We start from the raw sequence: 19,817 nt of genomic DNA, 5'->3' as shown, positions 1-19,817 counted from the left end.
CGGTGGGCGGCTTTTTTTGGGTCCGCTCCCGGGGTCGAACACATCCACGGAGAGGAAAACCCCGATGGTCCAGCTGTCCGGCATCACCCCGTCCGGTCACGTCCAGCTCGGCAACCACCTCGGCGCGTTGCGTCGGTGGGCGGCTGAGGGCGGGCCGGACGATTTGTATTTCGTTTCCGATCTTCATGCGATGACCACCGCGCACAATCCGGCGAAGCTGCGGTCGCTGGCGACTGAGCAGCTGGCCGTGCTGGTCGCCGCCGGGATCGCGCCGGAGCGGGTGTTCGTGCAGTCCGATCTCGCGCGGGAGCTGGGGGCGTTGACCTGGGTCTTGGAGTGCACCTGCTCCTACGGCGAGGCGGCGCGGATGATCCAGTTCAAGGAGAAATCCAAGGGACAGGCGGGAGTGCGGCTCAGCCTGCTCACCTATCCCGTGCTGATGGCGGCCGACATTTTGCTGCAGGGCGCGGACGAGGTGCCGGTCGGCGAGGATCAGCGGCAGCACGTCGAGCTGGCTCGCACGCTTGCCCGGCGGTTCAACTCCACGTACGGCGAGGTGTTCGTCATTCCGGAGGCGACGTTGCCGCCCGCGGGGGCGCGGGTGAAGGACTTGGCCGAGCCGACTCGGAAGATGTCCAAGTCCGCGCAGGATTCCGCGGGCGTCGTGTTCGTGCTGGACGAACCCGATCAGATTCGGCGCAAGGTGCGCAAGGCGCGGACCGACGGGGATTCGGCGCCGATGTACGACCCGGAGAATCGGCCGGGGATCTCGAATTTGCTGGAGATTCTCGCCGCTTGCGGGGGCGGCGAGCCCGCGGAGCTGGCCGAGAAGTACCCCTCGTACGGCGTGCTCAAGGATGCCGTCGCCGAGGCGGTGATCGAGGAATTGCGGCCGGTCCGGGAGGGCACGCGCGCGTTGCTGGACGACGTCGCTGAGCTGGAGCGGGTCCGCAAGGCGGGCGCGGAGCGGGCGATCGACCGCAGCGCGCACCGGGTGTCGTCGGCCTTGCGGATGGTCGGGGCGGCTTGAAGAGGCTCGTGAGTGCTGGTTCTACTGGGAATCAGCACTCACGAGCGCGTGCAGTGCGGGCAGCAGGTCCCGGTCCGCCGGAAGCCAGTCCAAGTCGTCCAGTTCGTCGTCGCCGACCCAGCGCAGTGCGGTGTGTTCGACCGCGCGCGGCTCGTCGCCCGGCGACAGCAGCGCGGCGGAGTACACGCGCAGCACTTTCCCGCCCGGCAGCGGGATTTCCGGGCCGACCCGCTCGCCGACGGTGACCGCCACGTCCAGTTCCTCGTGGCATTCCCTGGCCAGCGCGAAAGCCTCGGTCTCGCCTTCCTCGACGCGCCCGCCCGGCAGTTCCCACTGGCCCGCGTGATGCGGCGGCCAAGCCCGTTGCTGGGCGAGAAGCTTGCCGTCGCGCACCAGTGCCGCCCCGACGATGACCGCGTCCATGCGCCCAGTCTCCCCCACCGGATTCACCGGTCCGCGCCCGCCCGCCAGGTCACCTCGAACCGCGCGCCGCCGTCCGGCGATTCGCCGACCCGGACCTTGCCCCCGCGCCGGCGCACCGTTTCGGCGACCATCGCCAGGCCGAGGCCCGTTCCGCCGGACGAGCGCGCCCGGTCGTCGGAGACTCGGTAGAAGCGGTCGAACACCTTGCCCCGGTGCTCGGGCGCGATGCCCGGACCGTCGTCGTCCACCACGACCCGCACCTTCGAACGCGAGGCCAGCACGGACACCACGATCTGCCCGGACGCGTACCGGCAGGCGTTGCGCAGCAGGTTGTCCAGCACCAGCTCGACCTCCTGGTGCGCCGCCGACGCCCAGGCCTGCGCCACCGCGCTGCTCACCCGCGTGTCCGGTGCCCCGGACGGCAGCCGCCGCACCGCCGCGCGGACCTCCGACACCACCTCGACCGGTTCCGCGGGCGGCACTTCGCCGGCGTCGGACCGAGCCAGCGCGAGCAGGCCGTCGAGCAGGCCGGACAGCCGTTCGGACTCCTCGAGAATGTCCGAAAGCGTCTCCTGCGCCAGCTCCGGATCTGGATTCGTCACGGCCACCTCGGCCTGCACCCGGATCGACGCGACCGGAGAACGCAACTCGTGCGCCGCGTCGCCGGTGAACCGGCGCAGCCGCTGGCTGACCTCTTCCTGGCGTTCGAGCAGCGCGTTGAATTCCTCGGCCAGCGCACGCATTTCGTCGTGCGACGTCGGCAGCGGCAGCCGCGCACCCGGCGGAAGCGTGCGCACCAGCCCGCGCATCCGCGCCACCGGCCGCAGCGCGAGCCGGACGACCAGCCAGGTCGCCAGCCCCGCGACCAGCGCGCCGACCAGCGCGACCACGACCAGCCACAACCCGCCGTAATGCACCGCGGCGGTGAACCCGACCAGCCCGGCGCCCGCGACGACCAGCCGCTGGCTGCCGTTCGGCGTGCTGACCACCTGGCCGCGCCAGCGCGATCCGTCGGACTGCACCGGCAAACCCGCTTTGAGCTGCGAGACCTCGTGGCCGGTCAGCTTCGGCCGCGCCTGGCCGTCCGCCGGGTCCCCGGCGATGTCCAGCACCCGCACCGAAACCGGGTCCGCCGAGGTGAGCGGCTTCCCGGCGGAAACCGCGCCGGCCGCAGGGGCGAGCGCGGCGGTCAGCTCCTTGTCGACCGAATCGGTGAGCAGCGGGTCGAGATTGTTCGCCGCCAGCGCGGCAAGCCCGAGGAGACAGCCGAGCGTGATCGCCGCCGCCAGCACGGTGATCCGGACCTGCAGCGAACGGCGGCTCCACCACGACGACGGCGAGCCAGTCACCTGACCTCGTCAAGCTGGTCGTCCGAGGCGAGATAGCCGTGCCCGCGCACCGTCCGCAGGATCGAGCCCGCGCCGACCGCGTCGAGCTTGCGCCGCACGTAACCCACATACACCTCAACGAGATTCCGCGTGACGGCCTGCTCCTCGCCCCACACCGCGCGCAGCAGTTCGTCCTTCGTCACGACCGTCCCGGCACGGCCGACGAGCACCTCCAGCAGCCCGAATTCGCGCGGGCTCAACGGCACTTCGCGACCGTCCCAGCGCACCTGCCGCAACGCCCGGTCGACCTCCAGCGCACCGAGTTTCAGCGCACCGCGCGACGCCTCCGGCCCGGCCCGCCGCAGCACCGCCCGTACCTGCGCGACCAGCACGACGAACGAGAACGGCTTCACGAGGTAGCCGTCCGCGCCGAGGTCGAGGCCGTCGGCTTGGTCGATCTCACCGTCCTTCGCGGACACCAGCAGCACCGGCGTGGTCACGTTCTCCGCGCGCAGCCGTTCCAGCACGCGATAGCCGGACAGGCCGGGCAGCATGATGTCCAGCAGCACGACGTCGAACGAACCCGTGCGCGCGAGCTGCAGCCCGGTCGGCCCGTCCGCGGCGGTCACCACGTCCATGTCCTCCGCGCGCAGGCCGCGTTGCAGCGCCTTGCGCACACCAGGTTCGTCGTCGACCACCAGCACCCGAGGTTTCACGATCCTCATCATGGCCGGTTCGCGCAGCTGACGCGCGTACTCTCAGTGCCATCTCAGCTGAACGGGCCGAACATTCAGGGGTATCTCAGCCTCGGCAGGGGAACGTCTGCACCGGGAGCCGGGCCCGCCAAAGCCCGGGAACACAGGGAGAGACGAGATGGATCCGAAGAAGAAGGCCATCACGGCGGCCGTCGTCGGCACCGCGCTCGGCGTGGGCGGGCTGGTCGTCGTGGCGATGCCTGCCTCAGCGGGGGACGCGCCGAAGCTGCCGCAGGTCAGCGCGGAGGACCTGGTCCAGTCGGTGGTCACCGCGAAGCCGGCGCCGTTCGACGGCACGGTGACGGTGAGCAACGACCTCGGCCTGCCGAAGATGGCGACCGGCGCGGTACCGGGGGCGGGTGCGCTGGGCGTCGATTCGGCGCAGGTGTTCAGCGACGGCACCGGCAAGACGAAGGTGTCGCTCACCAAGGGGCAGGCGCAGGAGACGATCATCCACAACGGCAACACCGTGTGGGACTACGACTCCAAGACCAACAGCGCGACCAAGACCACGATCCCGGGGGACGTGGCGACCAAGCGCAATTCCTACGAGGGCAAGGCAGTCGACCCGTCCACTGCGGCCAAGGAACTGCTCGCCAAGGTGCGCGAGAGCAGCAACGTCGCGGTCGACGGCACGGCCACGGTCGCCGACCGGCCGGCGTACGAGCTGGTCCTCACTCCGAAGCCGACCGAACGCACGCTACTGCGCGAAATCCGCGTCGCGATCGATTCGCAGACCCGGATGCCGCTGCGGCTTTCGGTGCTGAGCAACGGAACCACCGCCCCGGCGCTGGAGCTGGCGTTCAGCAAGATCGAGTTCGCCGACCAGTCGGCCGACCTGTTCGCCTTCACCCCGCCCAAGGGCGCGAAGGTGACCGAAAAGCAGGCCAAGATCGACGAGCGCGACAAGGCACTGGCGAACGAGGCCATGCAGGCCGCCAAGTTCGTCGGCGACGGCTGGGACACCGTCGTCACCGGCAAGGTGCCCGCGGATCTGGTGAAGGCCAAGCAGCAGGCGCAGGGCGAGGACAAGGGCGCGGACGTGCAGAAGATGCTGAGCCGGTTCGCCAAGCGGGTCAACGGCCCGTGGGGCAGCGGCTACCTCTTCACCACCAAGGTGGGCGGCGCGGTCCTGACCGACGACGGCCGGTTCGCCGCCGGCGCGGTCCCGGAGCAGGTGCTCTACGAAGCGCTGGGCGCCAAGTGACCAGCACCGCGGTCGAAACCGGGGCGGGCGTCTCCGAGGAGGCGCCCGCCCCGGCGGTCCCGCTGGCCGCGCGCACCCGCGGGCTGCGCAAGGTCTACCGCGGCACGGTCGCGGTGGACCACGTGGACCTGGACGTGCCCGAGGGCGCCGTGCTCGGCATGCTCGGGCCCAACGGTTCGGGCAAGACGACCACGATCCGGATGCTGCTCGGGCTCGTCCGCCCGACCGCGGGCGAGGTCGAACTGCTCGGCCGGAAGATGCCGGAGGAATCCGCGCACGCGCTGCCGGACGTCGGCGCGCTGGTCGAGGGGCCGGGCTTCCACCCGTTCCTGTCCGGACGCGACAACCTGCTGCGGTTCGCCGCCGCCGAACCGCGGCTGGCGTCGGCCGCGATCCCCGGCGCGGTCGACGCCGCGCTGGACCGGGTCGGGCTGTCCGCCGCCGCGCGCCGCCGGTACAAGGGCTATTCGCTCGGCATGAAGCAGCGGCTCGGTCTGGCGAGCGCGTTGCTGGTGCCGCGCCGGATGGTCGTGCTCGACGAGCCCACCAACGGGCTGGATCCGGCGGGTACCAGGGAGATCCGCCGAATCATCGCCGACCTGCACTCGGACGGCGTGACCGTGGTGGTTTCCTCGCATCTGCTCGCCGAGGTCGAAGCGACCTGCACGCACGTGGCGGTGCTGCACTCCGGCTCGGTGGTCGCCCAGGGCGAGCTGACGGATCTGCTGGAATCTGGCAACGCCGCGCTGCTGGTGCGTACGCCGGACGCCGAGCAGGCGGTGGAAACGTTGCGGGAGAACCGGATCGGGGCGCGGCTGACCCCGGACGGCGTCCGCGTCGACCTCACCGCGACGCCCGCGCCGCGCGTGCTGCAGGTGCTCGTGCAAGCGGGGGTCGAGGTGCACGAGGCGACCCGGGCACGGACCGGGCTGGAGGACCTGTTCGCGCGGCTGACCGAAGGGGAATCGGCGGCCGGCGAAGAAACCGAGGGGGAAGCGTCATGACTGCGGCTGCGGTAGCGGTGCCGGTGAGCCGGACCGGGCACGACACGGTGCCGTTGTTCCGCCTGGTCGCCGCGGAGCTGCGCTGGATCTTCCGCAGGCCGCGCACGCTCGCGGTGCTGGGGCTGCTCGCGCTGGTGCCGATCGTGGTCGGGATCGGCCTGACCCTCGTCGGGCAGAACTCCGGGGGCGACGCGCCGGACGACAGCGGCGCCGCGCTGCTGGTGTCGGCGGTGAACAACGCGTTCGTGCTGCCGATCGCCGCCATGGTCATGACCCTCACGCTGCTGCTGCCGCTCGCGTCGGCGATGGCGGGCGCGGACGCGATCGCCGGCGAGGCCGCGCACGGCACGCTGCGCGGCTGGCTCATCGCACCGGTCAGCCGGGGCCGGCTGCTGACGGTCAAGGCGTTCGGCGTCGCGACGGTGTCGGTGGTCGCGGTGCTCGCCATGTCGGTGACCGGCGTGGCCACCGGATTGATCATCAACGGCACGGATTCGCTGTTCACGCTGTCGGGCACCACGCTGTCGCTCGGCGAGGCACTGCTGCGGATCCTGCTCGTCGGCGGCTGGATCGTGCTGCAGCTGTGGGCGGTCGGCGCGATCGCGCTGGCGGTGTCGAGCTGGACCGAGCACCCGATGCTCGTGGTCGCCTCGGTGCTCGCGACGAACATCGTCTTCACCATCCTCGGCTTCCTCAGCTCGCTGAAGTGGCTGCACCCGTTCCTGCTCACGCGGAACTGGACCCTGGCCCCGGCGTCGGTGCTGCAGGATCCGATGTCGCTGTCGATGATCGGCGAAGGCGCGGTCCGCGCGGCCTGCTACATCGTGGTCGGGCTGTCGCTGGCCTACGCGCGCCTCGTCACCCGGGACGGCTGACCTGGGGGTTCAGCCCACCACGGCGATCCCGTCCGGATCCGGCCGCAGCCGGACGGGATCGCCCGCCCGCACGTCCGCCCCGGCCGGGGCGACCGCGTCCACAGTGGACTCTCCGCACCGGACGACCAGCCGCAGATGCTCCCGCCGGTGCACCGCCGCGGTCACCTCGCCCAGCACCCCGTCGTCGGCCGCTTTCAGGCCGTGCGGGCGGAATCCCAGGCGAACCGGACCGTCGTCCACTGCCAGCTCGACGGCACCCAGCCCAGTCCGCACCACGCCGCCGGCCGCGGTGCCGTCCAGGAACGTGGTGACGCCGAGGAAGCGCGCCACGTCGTCGTCCACCGGCTTGTTCCACACCGACCGGACCGCGCCCTCCTGCCGGATTTCCCCGGCGTCGAGCACCGCGACGCGATCGGCGAGCGTGAAGGCTTCCTCTTGGTCGTGCGTCACCAGCAGCGCGGTGATTTTGCTGCGCCGCAACAGGTCCGCCAGGTCGATCGCCAGCTGCTCGCGCAGTCCAGCGTCCAAACCGGACAGTGGCTCGTCCAGCAGCAGCAACCGCGGTTCGGGAGCCAGCGCGCGAGCCAACGCGACGCGCTGCGCCTGTCCGCCGGACAGCTCGGTCACGCGTCGCCGCTCGTAGCCTTCCAGCCCGACCAGCTTCAGCAGTTCCTTGACGCGCGCCGCGTGCCGTTCGCGAGGCACCCCGTGCATCCGCAGGCCGAACGCGATGTTCGCGGCGACATCGCGGTGCGGAAAGAGCTGTCCGTCCTGGAAGACCAACCCGAATTCGCGCTTGTGCACCGGCACCGCGGCGAGATCGGCGCCGTCCCACGACACCGACCCGGACGACACCGGCTCCAGTCCGGTGATCGCGCGCAGCAGTGTCGACTTGCCCGACCCGGACGGGCCCAGCAACGCGAGCACCTCGCCGTCGGCGATGTCCAGCTTCGCGTCGCGGACCGCGGCGAACGCTCCATAGTGGACAGTCAGGTCCCGTACCGTCAGCGCCATCAGAACTCCCCGACCGTGCTGGCGCCGCGGACCGAGCCGAACCGGTCGATCAGCGCCACCGCCACCACAGTCACCACCATGAGCAGGGCGCACGAGGCGTACGCCATCTGGTTGTTCAGCTCGCCCGGCCGGCTGATCAGCGTCGCGACGGCCACCGGGAGCGTCGGCGCGTCCGGCCGGGCGAGGAAGCTGGTCGCGCCGAACTCGCCGAGCGCGACGACGTAGCCGAAGCCCGCCGCGGCCACCACGGACCGCGCGACCAGCGGGAAGTCGATCTCCCGCCACACCCGCGCCGGGCTCGCGCCGAGCGTCGCGGCGGCCTGGCGCAACCGGATGTCGACCGCGCGCAGCACCGGCAAGATCATCCGCACCACCAGCGGCATGATCACGAGCGCTTGGGCGAAGGGCACGAGCAGCGGCGACGTGCGCAGGTCGCCGGGCAGCGCGTCGAGCGTCACGAGGTAACCGAAGCCGACGGTCACCGCGGAGACGCCCAACGGCAGCATCAACGCGACGTCCATGGTCTCGCCCATCCCGCGCGCGAGCCCGCCCGGCGAACGGCGAAGCGCGACCAGCACGACGCTCGCGACCAGGCCGACGGCCATCGCCAGCAACGTCGCATCCGTGGCCGCGGCGAGGGAATTCTGCGCCGCGATCCAGCCGGACACCTGCAGCGCGTCGTTCTGCCCGACGGTATTCAGCGCCCGATACCCAGCGAGACTCCACCCGTCCGAACTGGACACCGATTCGACGAGCAGCGACACAATCGGCGTCAGCAGCAGACCAAGCACCACCACGGCGGCACCGACCGTCCACCACTCCCCGCCCCGCGGCCGACGCGCGGTGACCTGCGCGGACCGCAACTTCACCGCGTTCTCCCGCTTCCGGCGCGCCATCGCCCCGAGAACCAGCGCGGCGACGACGGCGGCGAACTGGATCAACGACAACGCGGCCGCACCGGAGAGGTCCAGCAGGTCGACCGTCCGGAGGTAAATCTCGGTCTCCAGCGTCCGGTAGCTGCCGCCGCCGAGGATCAGCACTACGCCGAAACTGGTGGCGCAGAACAGAAACACCACCGCGGCGGCGGACGCGACAGCCGGGCCGAGCGCGGGCAGCGTCACCGAGCGGAACGCCCGCCACGGCGATGCTCCGAGCGCCCGCGCGGCCTCGGTCGCTCGCGGATCGAGGTGCGCCCACAGCCCGGCGACCGTGCGCGCGACGACCGCGACGTTGAAGAACGCGTTGGCCAGCACGAGGGGCAGCACGCCGCCGTCCGGCCAGAGCGCCCGGAACGCCAGTCCGACGACGACCGTCGGCAGCACGAACGGGACCAGCACGATCGTCCGCGCCAAGCCGACGCCCGGCAGCCGGACCCGCGCCAGGAGGTACGCCACCGGCAGCCCGGCGAGCACCGCGACGACGGTCGACGCGGCCGCGCTGGCGAGCGTGAACCCGGCGAGCCGCCACGTCCGCGGGTCGCCGAGCACGGTGTCGACGCCGCCCGCGGAGAACCCCCGGCCGACGATCGCGACGACCGGCCAGGCGAAGAACACCACCAGGAACGCGACCGGCAGCAGGCCGAGCAGCGTGAGCCCGATGGTGCGCGCGGGGATCACGCGCCCATGAGCGAGCGCCATTCCCCGATCCACTTCTCCCGGCCGGCCTGCACCTTGTCCGCGGGCATGGTGGCCGGAGCCTGCGGCAGCGGAGCCGCGGTGGCCCAGCCGGCGGGCAGTTCGACGCCCTGGCGCGCCGGGTAGACGTACATGTTCGCCGCGACCGTCGTCTGGAACTGCTGCGACAACAGGAAGTCGACGACCTTCTGCGCCTGCGGGACCTGCTTGCCGTTGGTGAGCACGCCCGCGTACTCGACCTGGCGGAAGCAGGTGTCGAGCAGCGCCTTGGTGCGCGGCTTGCCGTCCTCGCCGACCTCCGCGGCCGGCGACGAGGCGTAGGACACGACGATCGGCCGCGGGCCCTTGCCCGACGAGCCGGAGAAGTCCTTGGTGTAGGCCTCCTCCCAGCCGCTGACGGTCTTGAGGCCGTTGTCCTTCAGCTTCTGCCAGTAGCCCTTCCAGCCGTCCTCGCCGTACTTCGCGACCGTGCCGAGCAGGAAGGCCAGCCCCGGCGACGCGGTGGCCGGGCTCTCCGCGACGGTCAGGTCCTTGTACTTGGGGTCGGCGAGGTCGTCGTAGCTCTTCGGCTCCGGGAGGCCCTTGCTCGCGAAGTAGGCCGGGTCGATGTTCACGCAGACGTCGCCGAGGTCGACCGCCGCCAGCCGGTGCTGCGGGTCGACGGAGTAACGCTGCGGGCCGCGGTCGGCCTCCGGGCTCGTGTAGGGCTGGAAAACGCCCTCGCTGAGCGCGCGCGAGGCGAAGGTGTTGTCGACCCCGTACGCGACGTCGCCGATCGGGTTGCCCTTGGTGAGCACGAGCTTGTTGGTGAGCGCGCCGGCGTCGCCGGATTTGAGGATCTTGAGCTTGATCCCGGACTGGCGCTGGAAGGCGTCGAGCACGTCCTGCGGCGCGGCGAACGAATCGTGCGTGACCAGCGTGACGGTCGGCGTCTTCTGGTCCGAGCTCGCGGACGACCCGCCGGAGTCGCCGCCGGACAGCGAGCAAGCGCTGGCGAGCATCGAAACCCCGGCAAGGCCTGCCACCGTGCGGACGGTCCGCGACATCATTCTTCCCCTCCTGCACTGCGCCGGATGAGGGAGAGCGATACGGCCTCCCTACGCCGGCATGATCCGGATCCAGGTGCGAACGGTCGCGGGCTGTCGGACCCGCCTCTCAGCCCGGCGTACCGGACTCCCGTGGCAATGCCGCAGCGTAGCCGACACCATGGAGCGATGACGCAACTATTGAACGACTCGGCAGTGGAGCAGGCCCTCGGCACCGTCCCGGAGTGGCAGCGCGACGCGGCGACCATCGTGCGCACCGCCGAACTCCCGTCCTTCCCGGCGGCGATCGAGGTGGTGGACCGGGTGGCCGAACTCGCCGAGGAAGCCGGCCACCACCCCGACATCGACATCCGCTGGCGCACCCTCACGTTCCGCCTCAGCACCCACTCCCTCGGCGGGCTGACCGAAGCCGATTTCGCGCTGGCCCGCCGGATCGACGAGCTGCTGGCGGCCCGCTGACCAGGTGTGATGTCGGCAACCCTGGCACCATGAGCGGCCCCTTCGCGCGTCTTCCGGACAGACGACGAGAAGGAGGTCAGCATGGTTCAGGCAGTCGTGGTGGGAATGGGTTCGTTCGCCCTGATGGTGGCCGCCGCGGGCGGCGTGCTGTGGCACACCGCGCGCACTCGACGTGACCTTGATCACAGGCGGTAACAGTGAGCTAGATCAAGGCGCTATCCCAGCGGAATCGTCGGCACTCGCCCCGCTAGGACCCGCCATGAACAGCACATCCACCCAGCTCACCGCCGCGCAGCGCACGTGGGTCGCGGTGTTCTCGACCGCCGTCGTGCTCCTGTCGATGGTGGTGCTCGGCCTGCTCGGCTGAGCGCTGCCCGCGTGAGTCAGGTCACCGGGCCCGCGGGCGGCAAAGCCGGGACCCGCTGATGCCGCTGAGCGTGCTCGACCCAGCCCGGCGGCAGCCACTGCCCGGTGACGAGCTGCGGATGCCGCGGGTGCATGGCGTTCGCCCACGTCACGAAGAGCAGTTCGGCCCATTCCGACTGGATCAGCCAGGAGACTGGGCCGTTTTTGCTGTCCCCCGTCACGTGCGCGACCGCCGGGGCGACCATTGTCGCGCCGGTGATCGAGTTCCAGCTCCACGCGAGCACGCGCGGCGTATAGAGGTGGAAGCCGTGCGGGCTCAGGTAGATGCCGCCCTGCTCGATCGGCACCCAGCGCGGCACCGCGGCCGCGGCCGCCGCCTGCCGTGCCCGCGACCGGGCGATCGCCCCGCCCACCAGCGACCCGGCCACGAGCCCGGCGCCGACCGCCCCCGTTCCGAACACGAACGGCGTCGACACGCTCCAGCTTCCGTCCCCGAGCGCCCGGTAGTCCGAAACCACGACTGATCCGGCAGCCCAGAACCGTTCGCCAGCCACGTTCCGGCCGGGAAACGGCGCGAGCACTTCCTCGACCTGGCTGAGGTCGGCGTCGCCCGCCAGGTGGCAGGTGTAACTCAGCACGTCGTCGCGATAGGTCCAGGGCGGCGCTGTCGGGGACGGCTGTTTTTTGGCCATTCGAACCCCCTCGCTGAATGCGGGGATGATCGTAGCGAAGGTCCAGTCGGCTATTCAGCCGGGGAATTGGTGTGCCGCAAGGAATATTCCGCTGGCGGCCTAGGCGATCCGGAACCGCTCGCGGTATTCACTCGGCGTCGTCTTCAACGTCCTCCGAAAAGACCGGTTAAGCGTCGAAACAGTGCCGAATCCGCAGTTCCTGGCAATTCTCGACAGAGTTTCCTCAGTCGTCTCCAGCCGATGCCTCGCCGCCTCGACCCGCGCGTGCTCGACGTAGGCGGCGGGCGTCATCCCCAGCTCCGCCTTGAACACCCGGGTGAGCTGCCGGTCCGTCACGTGCGCTTGCGCGGCGAGGTCGGACACCGTCAGCGGATCCGCCAGATGAGCCGCGATGTACTGCCGCAACTCGTCGACCCGCCGAGTCGCGGACGCGGGTTCCAGCGACACGCTGAACTGGCTCTGCCCGCCCGGCCGGCGCAAGAACATCACCAGCTGCCGAGCCACCCGCGAGGCCAGCTCCGGCCCGAAATCGTCGGCGACCAGGGCCAGCGCGAGGTCGAGGCACGCGCTCAGCCCGGCGCCCGTCCACACGGAACCGTCACGGATGAAGATCGGGTCCGCGTCGACGGTCACCTCCGGATGCTCGGCGGCGAGCTGCCGGGCGGTCGACCAGTGCGTCGTGGCGCGTTTGCCGTCGAGCAGTCCAGCCGCCGCGAGGATGTGCGCACCGACGCAGACTGAGGTCACGCGGCGCGTCCGCGCAGCCAGCCGACGGACCTCCTCGACCACCGCCGCGTCGCACCGCGCGACGATCTCCCCGTTCTCTCCCGTCGTAACCGCACCCGGCACGATCAGCGTGTCGATCGCCTTCCCGGACAGCTCCGCGAACGTCACGTCCGGCAAGACCCGCACGCCAGCCGAGGTGGTGACCGGCTCAAGCGTCTCGGCCGCGAGCACCACCCGGTAGCCGGTCGGCCGGTCCATTTCCCGCTGCAGCAAGGAAAACACCTCGGCGGGCCCGGTCACGTCGAGCAGGTCGATCCGGTCGAACAGGACGACGACCAGCAGCCTCTCCATCCGCACCCCCCTCATGTCGGTTTTTGCGCTTTGCATGTCATTGCCGACATCCCGGTGCCGAGTCTAGCGTCGATCGTGCGGAACGAAAACGAGAGGAAACCCCACCATGGCAAGGAAAACGCTGCGGGAGCTGAACGGCCTCGACCAGACCCCGGCAACGCTGGCCGACGCGACGCTGATCCTGGTCGACTACCAGAACACCTACACCCGCGGCGTCATGGAACTGGAAAGCTGGCGCCCGGCCCTGACCGCGGCCCGGCAGTTGCTCGCCAAGGCCCGCGCCGCAGGAGCGACCGTGATCCACGTCGTCAACGACGGCGGCGAAGGCACGCCGTACGACATTCGCGCCGAGATCGGCAGCATCCACCCGGACGTCGCCCCGCTCGAGGGCGAACCGGTTGTCGTCAAGGGCGCACCGAATGCCTTCGTGAACACCGACCTGGGAGCCCGGGTCGACGCGGCCGGGCACAAGAACGTGGTGATCGCCGGGTTCATGACGAACATGTGCGTCACGTTCACCACGGAGGGCGCGTTCCTGCGCGGCAACCAGCCCACCGTCGTCGCAGACGCCTGCGCCACGCGGCCGTTGCCGGGTCCGGCTGGGGAGGTTAGCGCTGAGCAGCTGCACTCCAGCGCGTTGGCGACGATTGGAGATCTGTACGGCGTGGTGGTTTCGAGCGTCGCCGAGCTGAACTGACCCCTTGGCCTCCGGCCTCGGTGGGCCAGTGTCCTGCTGAGGCCGGTTCGTCAGTTATCGATTAACCCGGCGACGACCTTCCGCACGATCCCGTCGGCTCTCGGGGTGCCGTAGAAGTAGACCGACCCGTAGCCCCGAAGGTATTCGGCGATGACGTCCTCTAGCTCCCCCGACCGGCCAAGGAGGGGGTGAAGAGCCCGGGCATAGCCGGAGCATACGAACCGGGACCGACAATTTCGTGCCCGCAGCCTTGTCCGGCAGCGAACCCGCCTCAGACGTTGAAGCGGAACTCCACCGCTTCCGCGATGAGGCAACGTCTCACCACCGTGGATACGAACCGGCCGCTATCCTTCGAGCGCGGCGACGAGCAGCTCCCCGACCAGCCGAACGTCGTCGATCTCGATCTCACCGCTTTCCGGGACTGCCTGAATCTTTCGCAGAGAGCGTTCTGCTGTCTGGTCAAACCATCGTCTCGCGTGAAGCAGCGCATCAGCGCGCAACTGAGAATCGGCGATCTCAAGTTGGTCTCGGGAAAGAGGACCGCATTCGCGGTCGAGCGTGACGCGAACGATGTCAAGAAGATCGGTACCCTCTTTCGCCGATCCGCGATTCATGATCGACTGCAGCTTCATCGCGATGATCGGGCCGGGTTCAGCCACCAGCACCGTCAGCGGCTTGAGCCCGGCCGCGTCCAGTTCGAGCGCGGAGGCGGTCGATGCCGCCCAAGCATGAGACTGGACGTGCAAACGATCGGTCGGGTCGGCAGGAAGATCTTCGATCTCGGCGTCTGTGACCTCCAAGACGTCGACCTGCACCTCGCCGTGCGGCGTATCAATCAGAACGCCGGACGGGCCGCTCCGGGTAGCCCCAGTCTCCACGAGCAGTTCGAGCTGCGAGCGCTCGTGCGCCGCCCGGTGGTCAACGGTATCGAGGTCAACCGTTGCCCGGTAAGGCGAAGAGAGCCTGCACATGACCGCAAGGCCACCCACGAGAACGACCTGCCGCCCCGTCCTCTCAGCAACGACGGGTATCGCACTCACGAGCCGAGTCATGGAACTGCCGGCGAGAACAACCCTTCGAGTCTCACCAGACACGGTGCCAAGGTTTCTCTAGCGTCCACATGTCCAGGATCTCCCGGCCACGCCCGGGGTCCTGCGCGAGATCGAGCGCCACGAACAGCGGGTTGGCCAATGGCCACGGCTCATCTGCCCATGCCGTCGCGTCAACGCGCCGGGCGCAGGCAAGAGGCGTCGGGGCAACCCGGATGCTGGCCGCCCTGTCGGATGGTGCCGTTGCGGTCCCCAGCAAGCGAGCGGCGCGACGCAGCACGCTTTGATCAGGAACGTAAAAGTCCAGCGGGTGATCGGCCCGCACCGACAGCGGAGCATCGTAGTGAACCGCCGCCATCGTGTCGGTCAGTGCCCATCCGACAGTCGACTCGACGTCGTCGAAACCTAAATTCAATACCGAGTTTTCTCGACCCCCGCCTGGCCGTGGAACGCTCGCAACATCCACGCTGACCGGTTTCCAATGCTCAGCGAGCTCCCAAAACAACTCCGGCACGACGGGCTCGCGATGGTCGGTGACCAGCCCAGCTGCGCGCAACGAAGCAAAGGTTTCCGAGACCGAGCTAGCTGCCCGTCCCAGTTCGGTCGCCGTTTCGCGAATCCCCCGTCGCACTGTCGGATCAAGCAGCAGCAGCGTCGCGACCTCGATACCGACCCGCCCATTCAGCCCTTGCCGAACTGGCCTTGGTTCCGACAAAGCCGGCATGTCCACGTCAATGAACAGTCCAGGCCCGGTCAGCCTCAAATGGCCGCGCAGATCCAGCCAGCTCCACCCTGCTCGATCGAGTTCGTCTCGTCCATCTGCCGTAATTCGGTCCGCGACAACTAGCGGCACAGCCTCAGCAGCGACGCTGCCCGACCATCGGCGGAGCTGGCTCGACGCACTGCTGGAAGTAACCAACGAGGCTGCTTTGACTTCGACAGCGACCGTCTTGCCGCCCGGCACCTCGACGCAGAGGTCTCCCGTCGAGTCTCTACCAACCCCAGGCTCAAGATGAACCGAAAGCCCCCGAGAGCGCAACGCGGCGACGAGAGCATCGACGGCATCGCGCTCCTTCAGATGTGCTCTCACAACCAAATGATGGAGCTTGTTCGGCGTTCGGTCAATACCGAACACCGAACAACCCGCAGAGCCCAGCGACCGCCTCCACAGGAACTCGCTCAGCGCGCCTGCCGTCAGACGTTGAAGCGGAACTCCACGACGTCGCCGTCCGCCATCACGTAGTCCTTGCCCTCCATGCGGACCTTGCCCGCCGAGCGCGCGGCGGCCATCGAGCCTGCCTCGACCAGGTCCTCGAACGACACCACCTCGGCCTTGATGAAGCCGCGTTCGAAGTCCGTGTGGATGACGCCGGCGGCCTGCGGGGCGGTCGCGCCCTGCGGGATCGTCCAGGCGCGGGATTCCTTCGGGCCGGCCGTGAGGTACGTCTGCAGGCCGAGGGTGTGGAAACCGGCGCGGGCGAGCGCGTGCAGGCCCGGTTCCAGCTGGCCGACGGATTCCAGCAGCTCGCGGACGGACTCCTCGTCGTCCAGCTCCAGCAGTTCGGCCTCGACCTTCGCGTCCAGGAACACCGCGTCCGCCGGGGCGACGAGCTTCGCCAGCTCCTCGCGGCGCGCCTCGTCGGTGAGCACGGCCTCGTCGGCGTTGAAGACGTACAGGAACGGCTTCGTGGTGAGCAGGCTCAGCTCGCGCAGCGCCTCGCCGTCGATGTCCTTCTGCGCCTGGAACAGCGTGCGTCCGGAGTCGAGGATTTCCTTGGCCTTCTGGGCGTTTTCGAGCGCCGGCCGCGCTTCCTTCTTGGTGCGCGCCTCTTTCTCCAGCCGCGGCAGCGCCTTCTCGAGCGTCTGCAGGTCGGCGAGGATCAGTTCGGTGTTGATCGTCTCGATGTCGGACATCGGGTCGATCCGGCCGTCGACGTGCACCACGTCCGGGTCGTCGAACACGCGGATGACCTGGCAGATCGCGTTGGCCTCGCGGATGTTCGCGAGGAACTTGTTGCCGAGCCCGGCGCCCTCGGACGCGCCCTTCACGATGCCCGCGATGTCCACAAAGGACACCACGGCGGGCACGGTCTTCTCCGACGAGAAGATCTCGGCCAGCTTGTCCAGCCGCGGGTCCGGCAGCGGCACGACGCCGACGTTGGGCTCGATCGTGGCGAACGGGTAGTTCGCGGCGAGCACGTCGTTGCGCGTCAGCGCGTTGAACAGGGTGGACTTGCCGACGTTGGGCAGGCCGACGATACCGAGGGTGAGACTCACGACCGGTAAGTCTACGTGCCGCGCGAAGACCCCCGCCGACCCGGTAACGTCGTGTCGGTTTTCCGCCAGTCAGGGCTCTCACCTGCTGGCATCATCGACGGCATGGCTACCTCGACCATCCCGATCTGGCGCGACACGGAGCGCTGCTACCGCGCGGTGACCGCCCGCGACCAGCGGTTCGACGGCCAGTTCATCATGGCGGTGCGCACCACGGGCATCTACTGCCGCCCGTCCTGTCCGGCGCTCACGCCGAAGGCGCAGAACGTCCGCTTCTACCCCACCTCGGCCGCTGCGCAGGCCGGTGGTTTCCGCGCGTGCCGCCGCTGCCTGCCGGACGCGGTGCCGGGTTCGCCGGATTGGAACGTGCGTGCCGACCTAGCCGCCCGCGCGATGCGGCTGATCTCGGACGGCCTGGTCGAGCGCGAAGGCGTGCCCGGCCTGGCCCGTCGGCTGGGTTACTCGGAACGCCAGCTCGGACGCGTGTTGACGGCCGAACTGGGCGCGGGCCCGATCCGGCTTGCCCGCGCCCACCGCGCCCACTCGGCCCGGTTGTTGATCGAGATGTCGCAGCTGCCGCTCACGGACGTCGCATTCGCCGCCGGGTTCTCGAGCATCCGGCAGTTCAACGAGACGATCCGCGAGGTGTTCGCGACGACGCCGTCGCAGCTCCGCGCAGCCTCGCTGCGCCGCGGAAACCGCAACGAACCCAGCGGCGCGACGCGGCTCAGCCTTCGCCTGCCGTTCCGGGCCCCGTTCGACGCCGCGGGCGTGCTGAACTACCACGTCTCCCAGGCGTTGCCCGGCATCGAAGCCGTCTCGGAGGACGGCTACGGCCGCACCTTGCGGTTGCCCCACGGCCCGGGTTCGGTGTGGGTCAGCCCGCGCACTGGCTATGTGCAGTGCGACTTGGCCCTTGCCGACCTGCGCGACCTGAGCAGCGCCGTCAGCCGGGTACGACGACTGTTGGACCTGGACGCCGACCCGGAAGCCGTCTCGCGCGTGCTCTCCGCCGACGAGGCGCTGGCCCCGCTGGTCGCCGCCGTTCCCGGCATCCGGGTGCCGGGCGCGGTCGACGGCCCAGAGGTCCTGCTCCGCGCCCTGCTAGGCGAGGACGCGGTCGATGTCGTTGGCCTCGGCGACCCAGTCCCGCCCGCCGACCCGCCCATGGACACCCTGACCACTCTCTTCCCGACCCCGTCCGCCATTGCCGAGGCCGACGTGAAGCCGCTGGTCAGAAAGGTCGCCGCAGCGATCGCCGCCGGTGAACTGGACCTGCACGTGGGCCGGGACGCCGACGAGCTGCGCACCGAAATGCTCGCGGCCGGAGTGGATCCCGGCACCGCCGACTACGTCGTGATGCGCCTGCTCGGCGCCCCCGACGTCCTGTTGACCGCCGACCCAGCCGTCCGCCGAGGTGCGGCCGAGCTGGGCATCGACCTGGCGACGTCCGCGCGCGACTGGCAGCCGTGGAGTTCGTACGCCAGCCGCTATCTCAGTTCCCTGACCGCTTGAGGAGACTTTCCCCGTGCACACCGCCTTCTGGTCCACTGTGGACACCAAAATCGGCCCGTTCACCGCGGTAGTGGCAGGCGACGGCGCCGTACTGGCCTCCGGCTGGACGGGCGACGTCGCCGAACTGACGCCGCTCATCTCGGCCTCCCTGGCCCCGGCGAGCTTGACCGAACGCCGCGACCTGGGCCCAGTGACGACCGCGATCCGCCGCTACCACGGCGGCGACCTGGACGCCGTCGCCGACATCGAGGTACGGCAGCGCTCCGGCCCGTTCCGCGAGCACGCGTGGGAGATGCTGCGCAAAGTGCCCGCAGGAAGCCCAGTGAGCTACGCGGAGTACGCCGCCCTCTCCGGCAACCCGTCGGCAGTCCGCGCCGCCGCGACCGCCTGCGCCCGCAACGCGGTAGCACTGTTCGTGCCGTGCCACCGGGTCGTCCGGACCGGCGGAGCGATCGGCAACTTCCGCTGGGGCGTGGACGCGAAGCGGTGGCTCCTGCACCACGAAGAGTCCGCCTGACGACTCGCCTCGGCACCGGTCGGTGGTCCGGCGACGAGCGCGGCCGAGGTGGCGACGCCGCGCGTGGCGGAACTGACTGGCCGGTCACGTGACGGCCGTCTGTTCCGCCGCGCTCGCTCGGCCCGCCATCGCGACGGCGGGCCGCCGCTGCGCACTCACCAGCGCAACGGCTGTCCGCTGCCGACAGGCTCGACTCCCAACCACAACGGCCGCGCGTCACCGCCCGACGGTCAGCCTCCGTCTCGGTACCGCCACTCGCCGGTGCAAGGTCCGCTCGCCGTTAAGCCAACTGGCTCGCCCCACCACCGACGGCGCTCAGCGCACCACCGGCACGACCGCCCACCACCGACGATGCTCAGCCCACCACCAGCACGGCCACCCACCACCGACAGCACCCGGCTCGCCCCGACGGCAGCGGCCACCCACCACCGCCGACGCTCGGCCTGGCCACCAGCATGGCCACCCGCCAACAGCGCTCGACCCACTACCGGCACGGCCCGCTCACCACCGCCGACGCTCAGCCAACAACCGGCACGGCCGCCCATCACTAACGACGCTCAGCCCATCACCAGCACGGCTACCCGCCAACGTCACGCGGCCCGCCATCGGTACGGCCCCGCCCACCACTCACGATGCTCGGCCCGCCATCGGCACGGCCCACCCACTAACGACGCTCGGCTCACCACCGCAGCAGCACGAGGTGGTCCTCTTGATCGAGGACCACGCGCCCGACGTGATCGACGACCGCCGTGCCGACCAGCTGCGCCGCCGGGTGCCGCTCCTCACTGCAACGGCCGTCCGCCGCCGACAGCACCCGGCTCGTCCCGACCGCCGTGGCCGTCCGCTTCGACGCTC

Annotated in this window: 20 protein-coding genes and 1 riboswitch; of the genes, 8 read left to right on the top strand and 12 right to left on the bottom strand. The window is 70.1% G+C overall.

The window, feature by feature from the left end:
* The first annotated feature begins 64 nt into the window (after positions 1-64).
* Positions 65-1,030: a tryptophan--tRNA ligase gene (trpS, locus tag F9C11_RS13405; RefSeq protein ID WP_409185189.1), complete on the top strand. Its 966-nt coding sequence runs from the start codon at positions 65-67 to the stop codon at positions 1,028-1,030.
* A gap of 21 nt (positions 1,031-1,051) precedes the next feature.
* Here trpS and F9C11_RS13400 read toward each other — a convergent pair whose 3' ends face one another.
* The 3 genes from F9C11_RS13400 to F9C11_RS13390 are packed head-to-tail and all read right to left on the bottom strand — an operon-like array spanning position 1,052 to position 3,509.
* Positions 1,052-1,453, bottom strand: coding sequence for an NUDIX domain-containing protein (locus tag F9C11_RS13400; protein ID WP_409185188.1), 402 nt, complete (start codon positions 1,451-1,453; stop codon positions 1,052-1,054).
* Positions 1,454-1,476: 23 nt separating this feature from the next.
* Positions 1,477-2,802, bottom strand: coding sequence for a sensor histidine kinase (locus F9C11_RS13395; protein WP_409185187.1), 1,326 nt, complete (start codon positions 2,800-2,802; stop codon positions 1,477-1,479).
* Entirely contained in the window at positions 2,799-3,509 is a 711-nt protein-coding gene (locus F9C11_RS13390) for a response regulator transcription factor (RefSeq protein ID WP_409185186.1), read from the bottom strand. Before F9C11_RS13390 ends, F9C11_RS13395 begins: the two co-directional genes overlap by 4 nt.
* A gap of 145 nt (positions 3,510-3,654) precedes the next feature.
* Between F9C11_RS13390 and F9C11_RS13385 the strand changes: the two genes are divergently transcribed.
* The 3 genes from F9C11_RS13385 to F9C11_RS13375 are packed head-to-tail and all read left to right on the top strand — an operon-like array spanning position 3,655 to position 6,622.
* Positions 3,655-4,743, top strand: a complete 1,089-nt coding sequence (locus F9C11_RS13385; protein ID WP_409185185.1) for a LolA family protein — start codon at positions 3,655-3,657, stop codon at positions 4,741-4,743.
* Complete coding sequence (locus F9C11_RS13380; protein ID WP_409185184.1) at positions 4,740-5,747, top strand: ABC transporter ATP-binding protein; 1,008 nt, start codon at positions 4,740-4,742, stop codon at positions 5,745-5,747. Before F9C11_RS13385 ends, F9C11_RS13380 begins: the two co-directional genes overlap by 4 nt.
* Complete coding sequence (locus F9C11_RS13375) at positions 5,744-6,622, top strand: ABC transporter permease (protein ID WP_409185183.1); 879 nt, start codon at positions 5,744-5,746, stop codon at positions 6,620-6,622. Before F9C11_RS13380 ends, F9C11_RS13375 begins: the two co-directional genes overlap by 4 nt.
* Positions 6,623-6,631: 9 nt before the next feature.
* Here the strand turns inward: F9C11_RS13375 and F9C11_RS13370 are convergent, their stop codons facing one another.
* From F9C11_RS13370 to F9C11_RS13360, 3 genes are read right to left on the bottom strand one after another with little or no spacing between them, the layout of a single operon-like run.
* Positions 6,632-7,636 (bottom strand): ABC transporter ATP-binding protein, encoded by a 1,005-nt coding sequence (locus F9C11_RS13370; protein ID WP_409185182.1) that lies wholly within the window; start codon positions 7,634-7,636, stop codon positions 6,632-6,634.
* Positions 7,636-9,273, bottom strand: a complete 1,638-nt coding sequence (locus F9C11_RS13365) for an ABC transporter permease (protein ID WP_409185181.1) — start codon at positions 9,271-9,273, stop codon at positions 7,636-7,638. The genes F9C11_RS13370 and F9C11_RS13365 overlap by 1 nt, the downstream gene beginning before the upstream one ends.
* Positions 9,249-10,316 (bottom strand): thiamine ABC transporter substrate binding subunit, encoded by a 1,068-nt coding sequence (locus tag F9C11_RS13360; protein ID WP_409186895.1) that lies wholly within the window; start codon positions 10,314-10,316, stop codon positions 9,249-9,251. The genes F9C11_RS13365 and F9C11_RS13360 overlap by 25 nt, the downstream gene beginning before the upstream one ends.
* Before the next feature lie 31 nt (positions 10,317-10,347).
* Positions 10,348-10,460: riboswitch (TPP riboswitch) on the bottom strand.
* A gap of 24 nt (positions 10,461-10,484) precedes the next feature.
* Here F9C11_RS13360 and F9C11_RS13355 point away from each other — a divergent pair.
* A complete protein-coding gene (locus F9C11_RS13355) occupies positions 10,485-10,775 on the top strand; it encodes a 4a-hydroxytetrahydrobiopterin dehydratase (protein ID WP_409185180.1) in 291 nt (96 codons plus the stop codon).
* Positions 10,776-11,158: 383 nt separating this feature from the next.
* On the opposite strand, the gene F9C11_RS13350 is transcribed toward F9C11_RS13355, so the two are convergent.
* Both F9C11_RS13350 and F9C11_RS13345 read right to left on the bottom strand, forming a co-directional pair.
* On the bottom strand, positions 11,159-11,833 hold the full coding sequence (locus tag F9C11_RS13350; protein WP_409185179.1) for a hypothetical protein: 675 nt from the start codon (positions 11,831-11,833) through the stop codon (positions 11,159-11,161).
* Positions 11,834-11,932: 99 nt separating this feature from the next.
* Complete coding sequence (locus F9C11_RS13345) at positions 11,933-12,910, bottom strand: GlxA family transcriptional regulator (RefSeq protein ID WP_409185178.1); 978 nt, start codon at positions 12,908-12,910, stop codon at positions 11,933-11,935.
* A 106-nt stretch (positions 12,911-13,016) separates the two neighbouring features.
* Between F9C11_RS13345 and F9C11_RS13340 the strand changes: the two genes are divergently transcribed.
* Positions 13,017-13,607, top strand: coding sequence for a cysteine hydrolase family protein (locus F9C11_RS13340; protein WP_409185177.1), 591 nt, complete (start codon positions 13,017-13,019; stop codon positions 13,605-13,607).
* 344 nt (positions 13,608-13,951) lie between these two features.
* Here F9C11_RS13340 and F9C11_RS13335 read toward each other — a convergent pair whose 3' ends face one another.
* The 3 genes from F9C11_RS13335 to ychF form a co-directional block, all read right to left on the bottom strand.
* Complete coding sequence (locus F9C11_RS13335) at positions 13,952-14,596, bottom strand: hypothetical protein (RefSeq protein WP_409185176.1); 645 nt, start codon at positions 14,594-14,596, stop codon at positions 13,952-13,954.
* Positions 14,597-14,690: 94 nt separating this feature from the next.
* A complete protein-coding gene (locus F9C11_RS13330) occupies positions 14,691-15,746 on the bottom strand; it encodes a hypothetical protein (RefSeq protein ID WP_409185175.1) in 1,056 nt (351 codons plus the stop codon).
* 104 nt (positions 15,747-15,850) lie between these two features.
* Entirely contained in the window at positions 15,851-16,933 is a 1,083-nt protein-coding gene (gene ychF / locus F9C11_RS13325) for a redox-regulated ATPase YchF (RefSeq protein WP_009083095.1), read from the bottom strand.
* A 102-nt stretch (positions 16,934-17,035) separates the two neighbouring features.
* Between ychF and F9C11_RS13320 the strand changes: the two genes are divergently transcribed.
* Together F9C11_RS13320 and F9C11_RS13315 are read left to right on the top strand one after the other, a co-directional pair.
* Positions 17,036-18,445, top strand: a complete 1,410-nt coding sequence (locus tag F9C11_RS13320) for a DNA-3-methyladenine glycosylase 2 family protein (protein WP_409185174.1) — start codon at positions 17,036-17,038, stop codon at positions 18,443-18,445.
* A 13-nt stretch (positions 18,446-18,458) separates the two neighbouring features.
* Positions 18,459-18,962, top strand: a complete 504-nt coding sequence (locus tag F9C11_RS13315) for a methylated-DNA--[protein]-cysteine S-methyltransferase (protein WP_409185173.1) — start codon at positions 18,459-18,461, stop codon at positions 18,960-18,962.
* Positions 18,963-19,641: 679 nt separating this feature from the next.
* On the opposite strand, the gene F9C11_RS13310 is transcribed toward F9C11_RS13315, so the two are convergent.
* Complete coding sequence (locus F9C11_RS13310) at positions 19,642-19,776, bottom strand: hypothetical protein (RefSeq protein ID WP_409185172.1); 135 nt, start codon at positions 19,774-19,776, stop codon at positions 19,642-19,644.
* Positions 19,777-19,817 lie beyond the last annotated feature (41 nt).

This window comes from Amycolatopsis sp. VS8301801F10 (assembly GCF_046195355.1).
GTDB lineage: Bacteria > Actinomycetota > Actinomycetes > Mycobacteriales > Pseudonocardiaceae > Amycolatopsis.
This window is presented reverse-complemented; position numbering and strand designations above follow the sequence as displayed.

Coding starts and splice junctions, on each gene's coding strand:
- trpS (WP_409185189.1), top strand. CDS start 65: ATGGTCCAGCTGTCCGGCATCACCCCGTCCGGTCACGTCCAGCTCGGC.
- F9C11_RS13320 (WP_409185174.1), top strand. CDS start 17,036: ATGGCTACCTCGACCATCCCGATCTGGCGCGACACGGAGCGCTGCTAC.
- F9C11_RS13365 (WP_409185181.1), bottom strand. CDS start 9,273: ATGGCGCTCGCTCATGGGCGCGTGATCCCCGCGCGCACCATCGGGCTC.
- F9C11_RS13385 (WP_409185185.1), top strand. CDS start 3,655: ATGGATCCGAAGAAGAAGGCCATCACGGCGGCCGTCGTCGGCACCGCG.
- F9C11_RS13350 (WP_409185179.1), bottom strand. CDS start 11,833: ATGGCCAAAAAACAGCCGTCCCCGACAGCGCCGCCCTGGACCTATCGC.
- F9C11_RS13370 (WP_409185182.1), bottom strand. CDS start 7,636: ATGGCGCTGACGGTACGGGACCTGACTGTCCACTATGGAGCGTTCGCC.
- F9C11_RS13375 (WP_409185183.1), top strand. CDS start 5,744: ATGACTGCGGCTGCGGTAGCGGTGCCGGTGAGCCGGACCGGGCACGAC.
- F9C11_RS13360 (WP_409186895.1), bottom strand. CDS start 10,316: ATGTCGCGGACCGTCCGCACGGTGGCAGGCCTTGCCGGGGTTTCGATG.
- F9C11_RS13345 (WP_409185178.1), bottom strand. CDS start 12,910: ATGGAGAGGCTGCTGGTCGTCGTCCTGTTCGACCGGATCGACCTGCTC.
- F9C11_RS13390 (WP_409185186.1), bottom strand. CDS start 3,509: ATGATGAGGATCGTGAAACCTCGGGTGCTGGTGGTCGACGACGAACCT.
- F9C11_RS13340 (WP_409185177.1), top strand. CDS start 13,017: ATGGCAAGGAAAACGCTGCGGGAGCTGAACGGCCTCGACCAGACCCCG.
- F9C11_RS13355 (WP_409185180.1), top strand. CDS start 10,485: ATGACGCAACTATTGAACGACTCGGCAGTGGAGCAGGCCCTCGGCACC.
- F9C11_RS13400 (WP_409185188.1), bottom strand. CDS start 1,453: ATGGACGCGGTCATCGTCGGGGCGGCACTGGTGCGCGACGGCAAGCTT.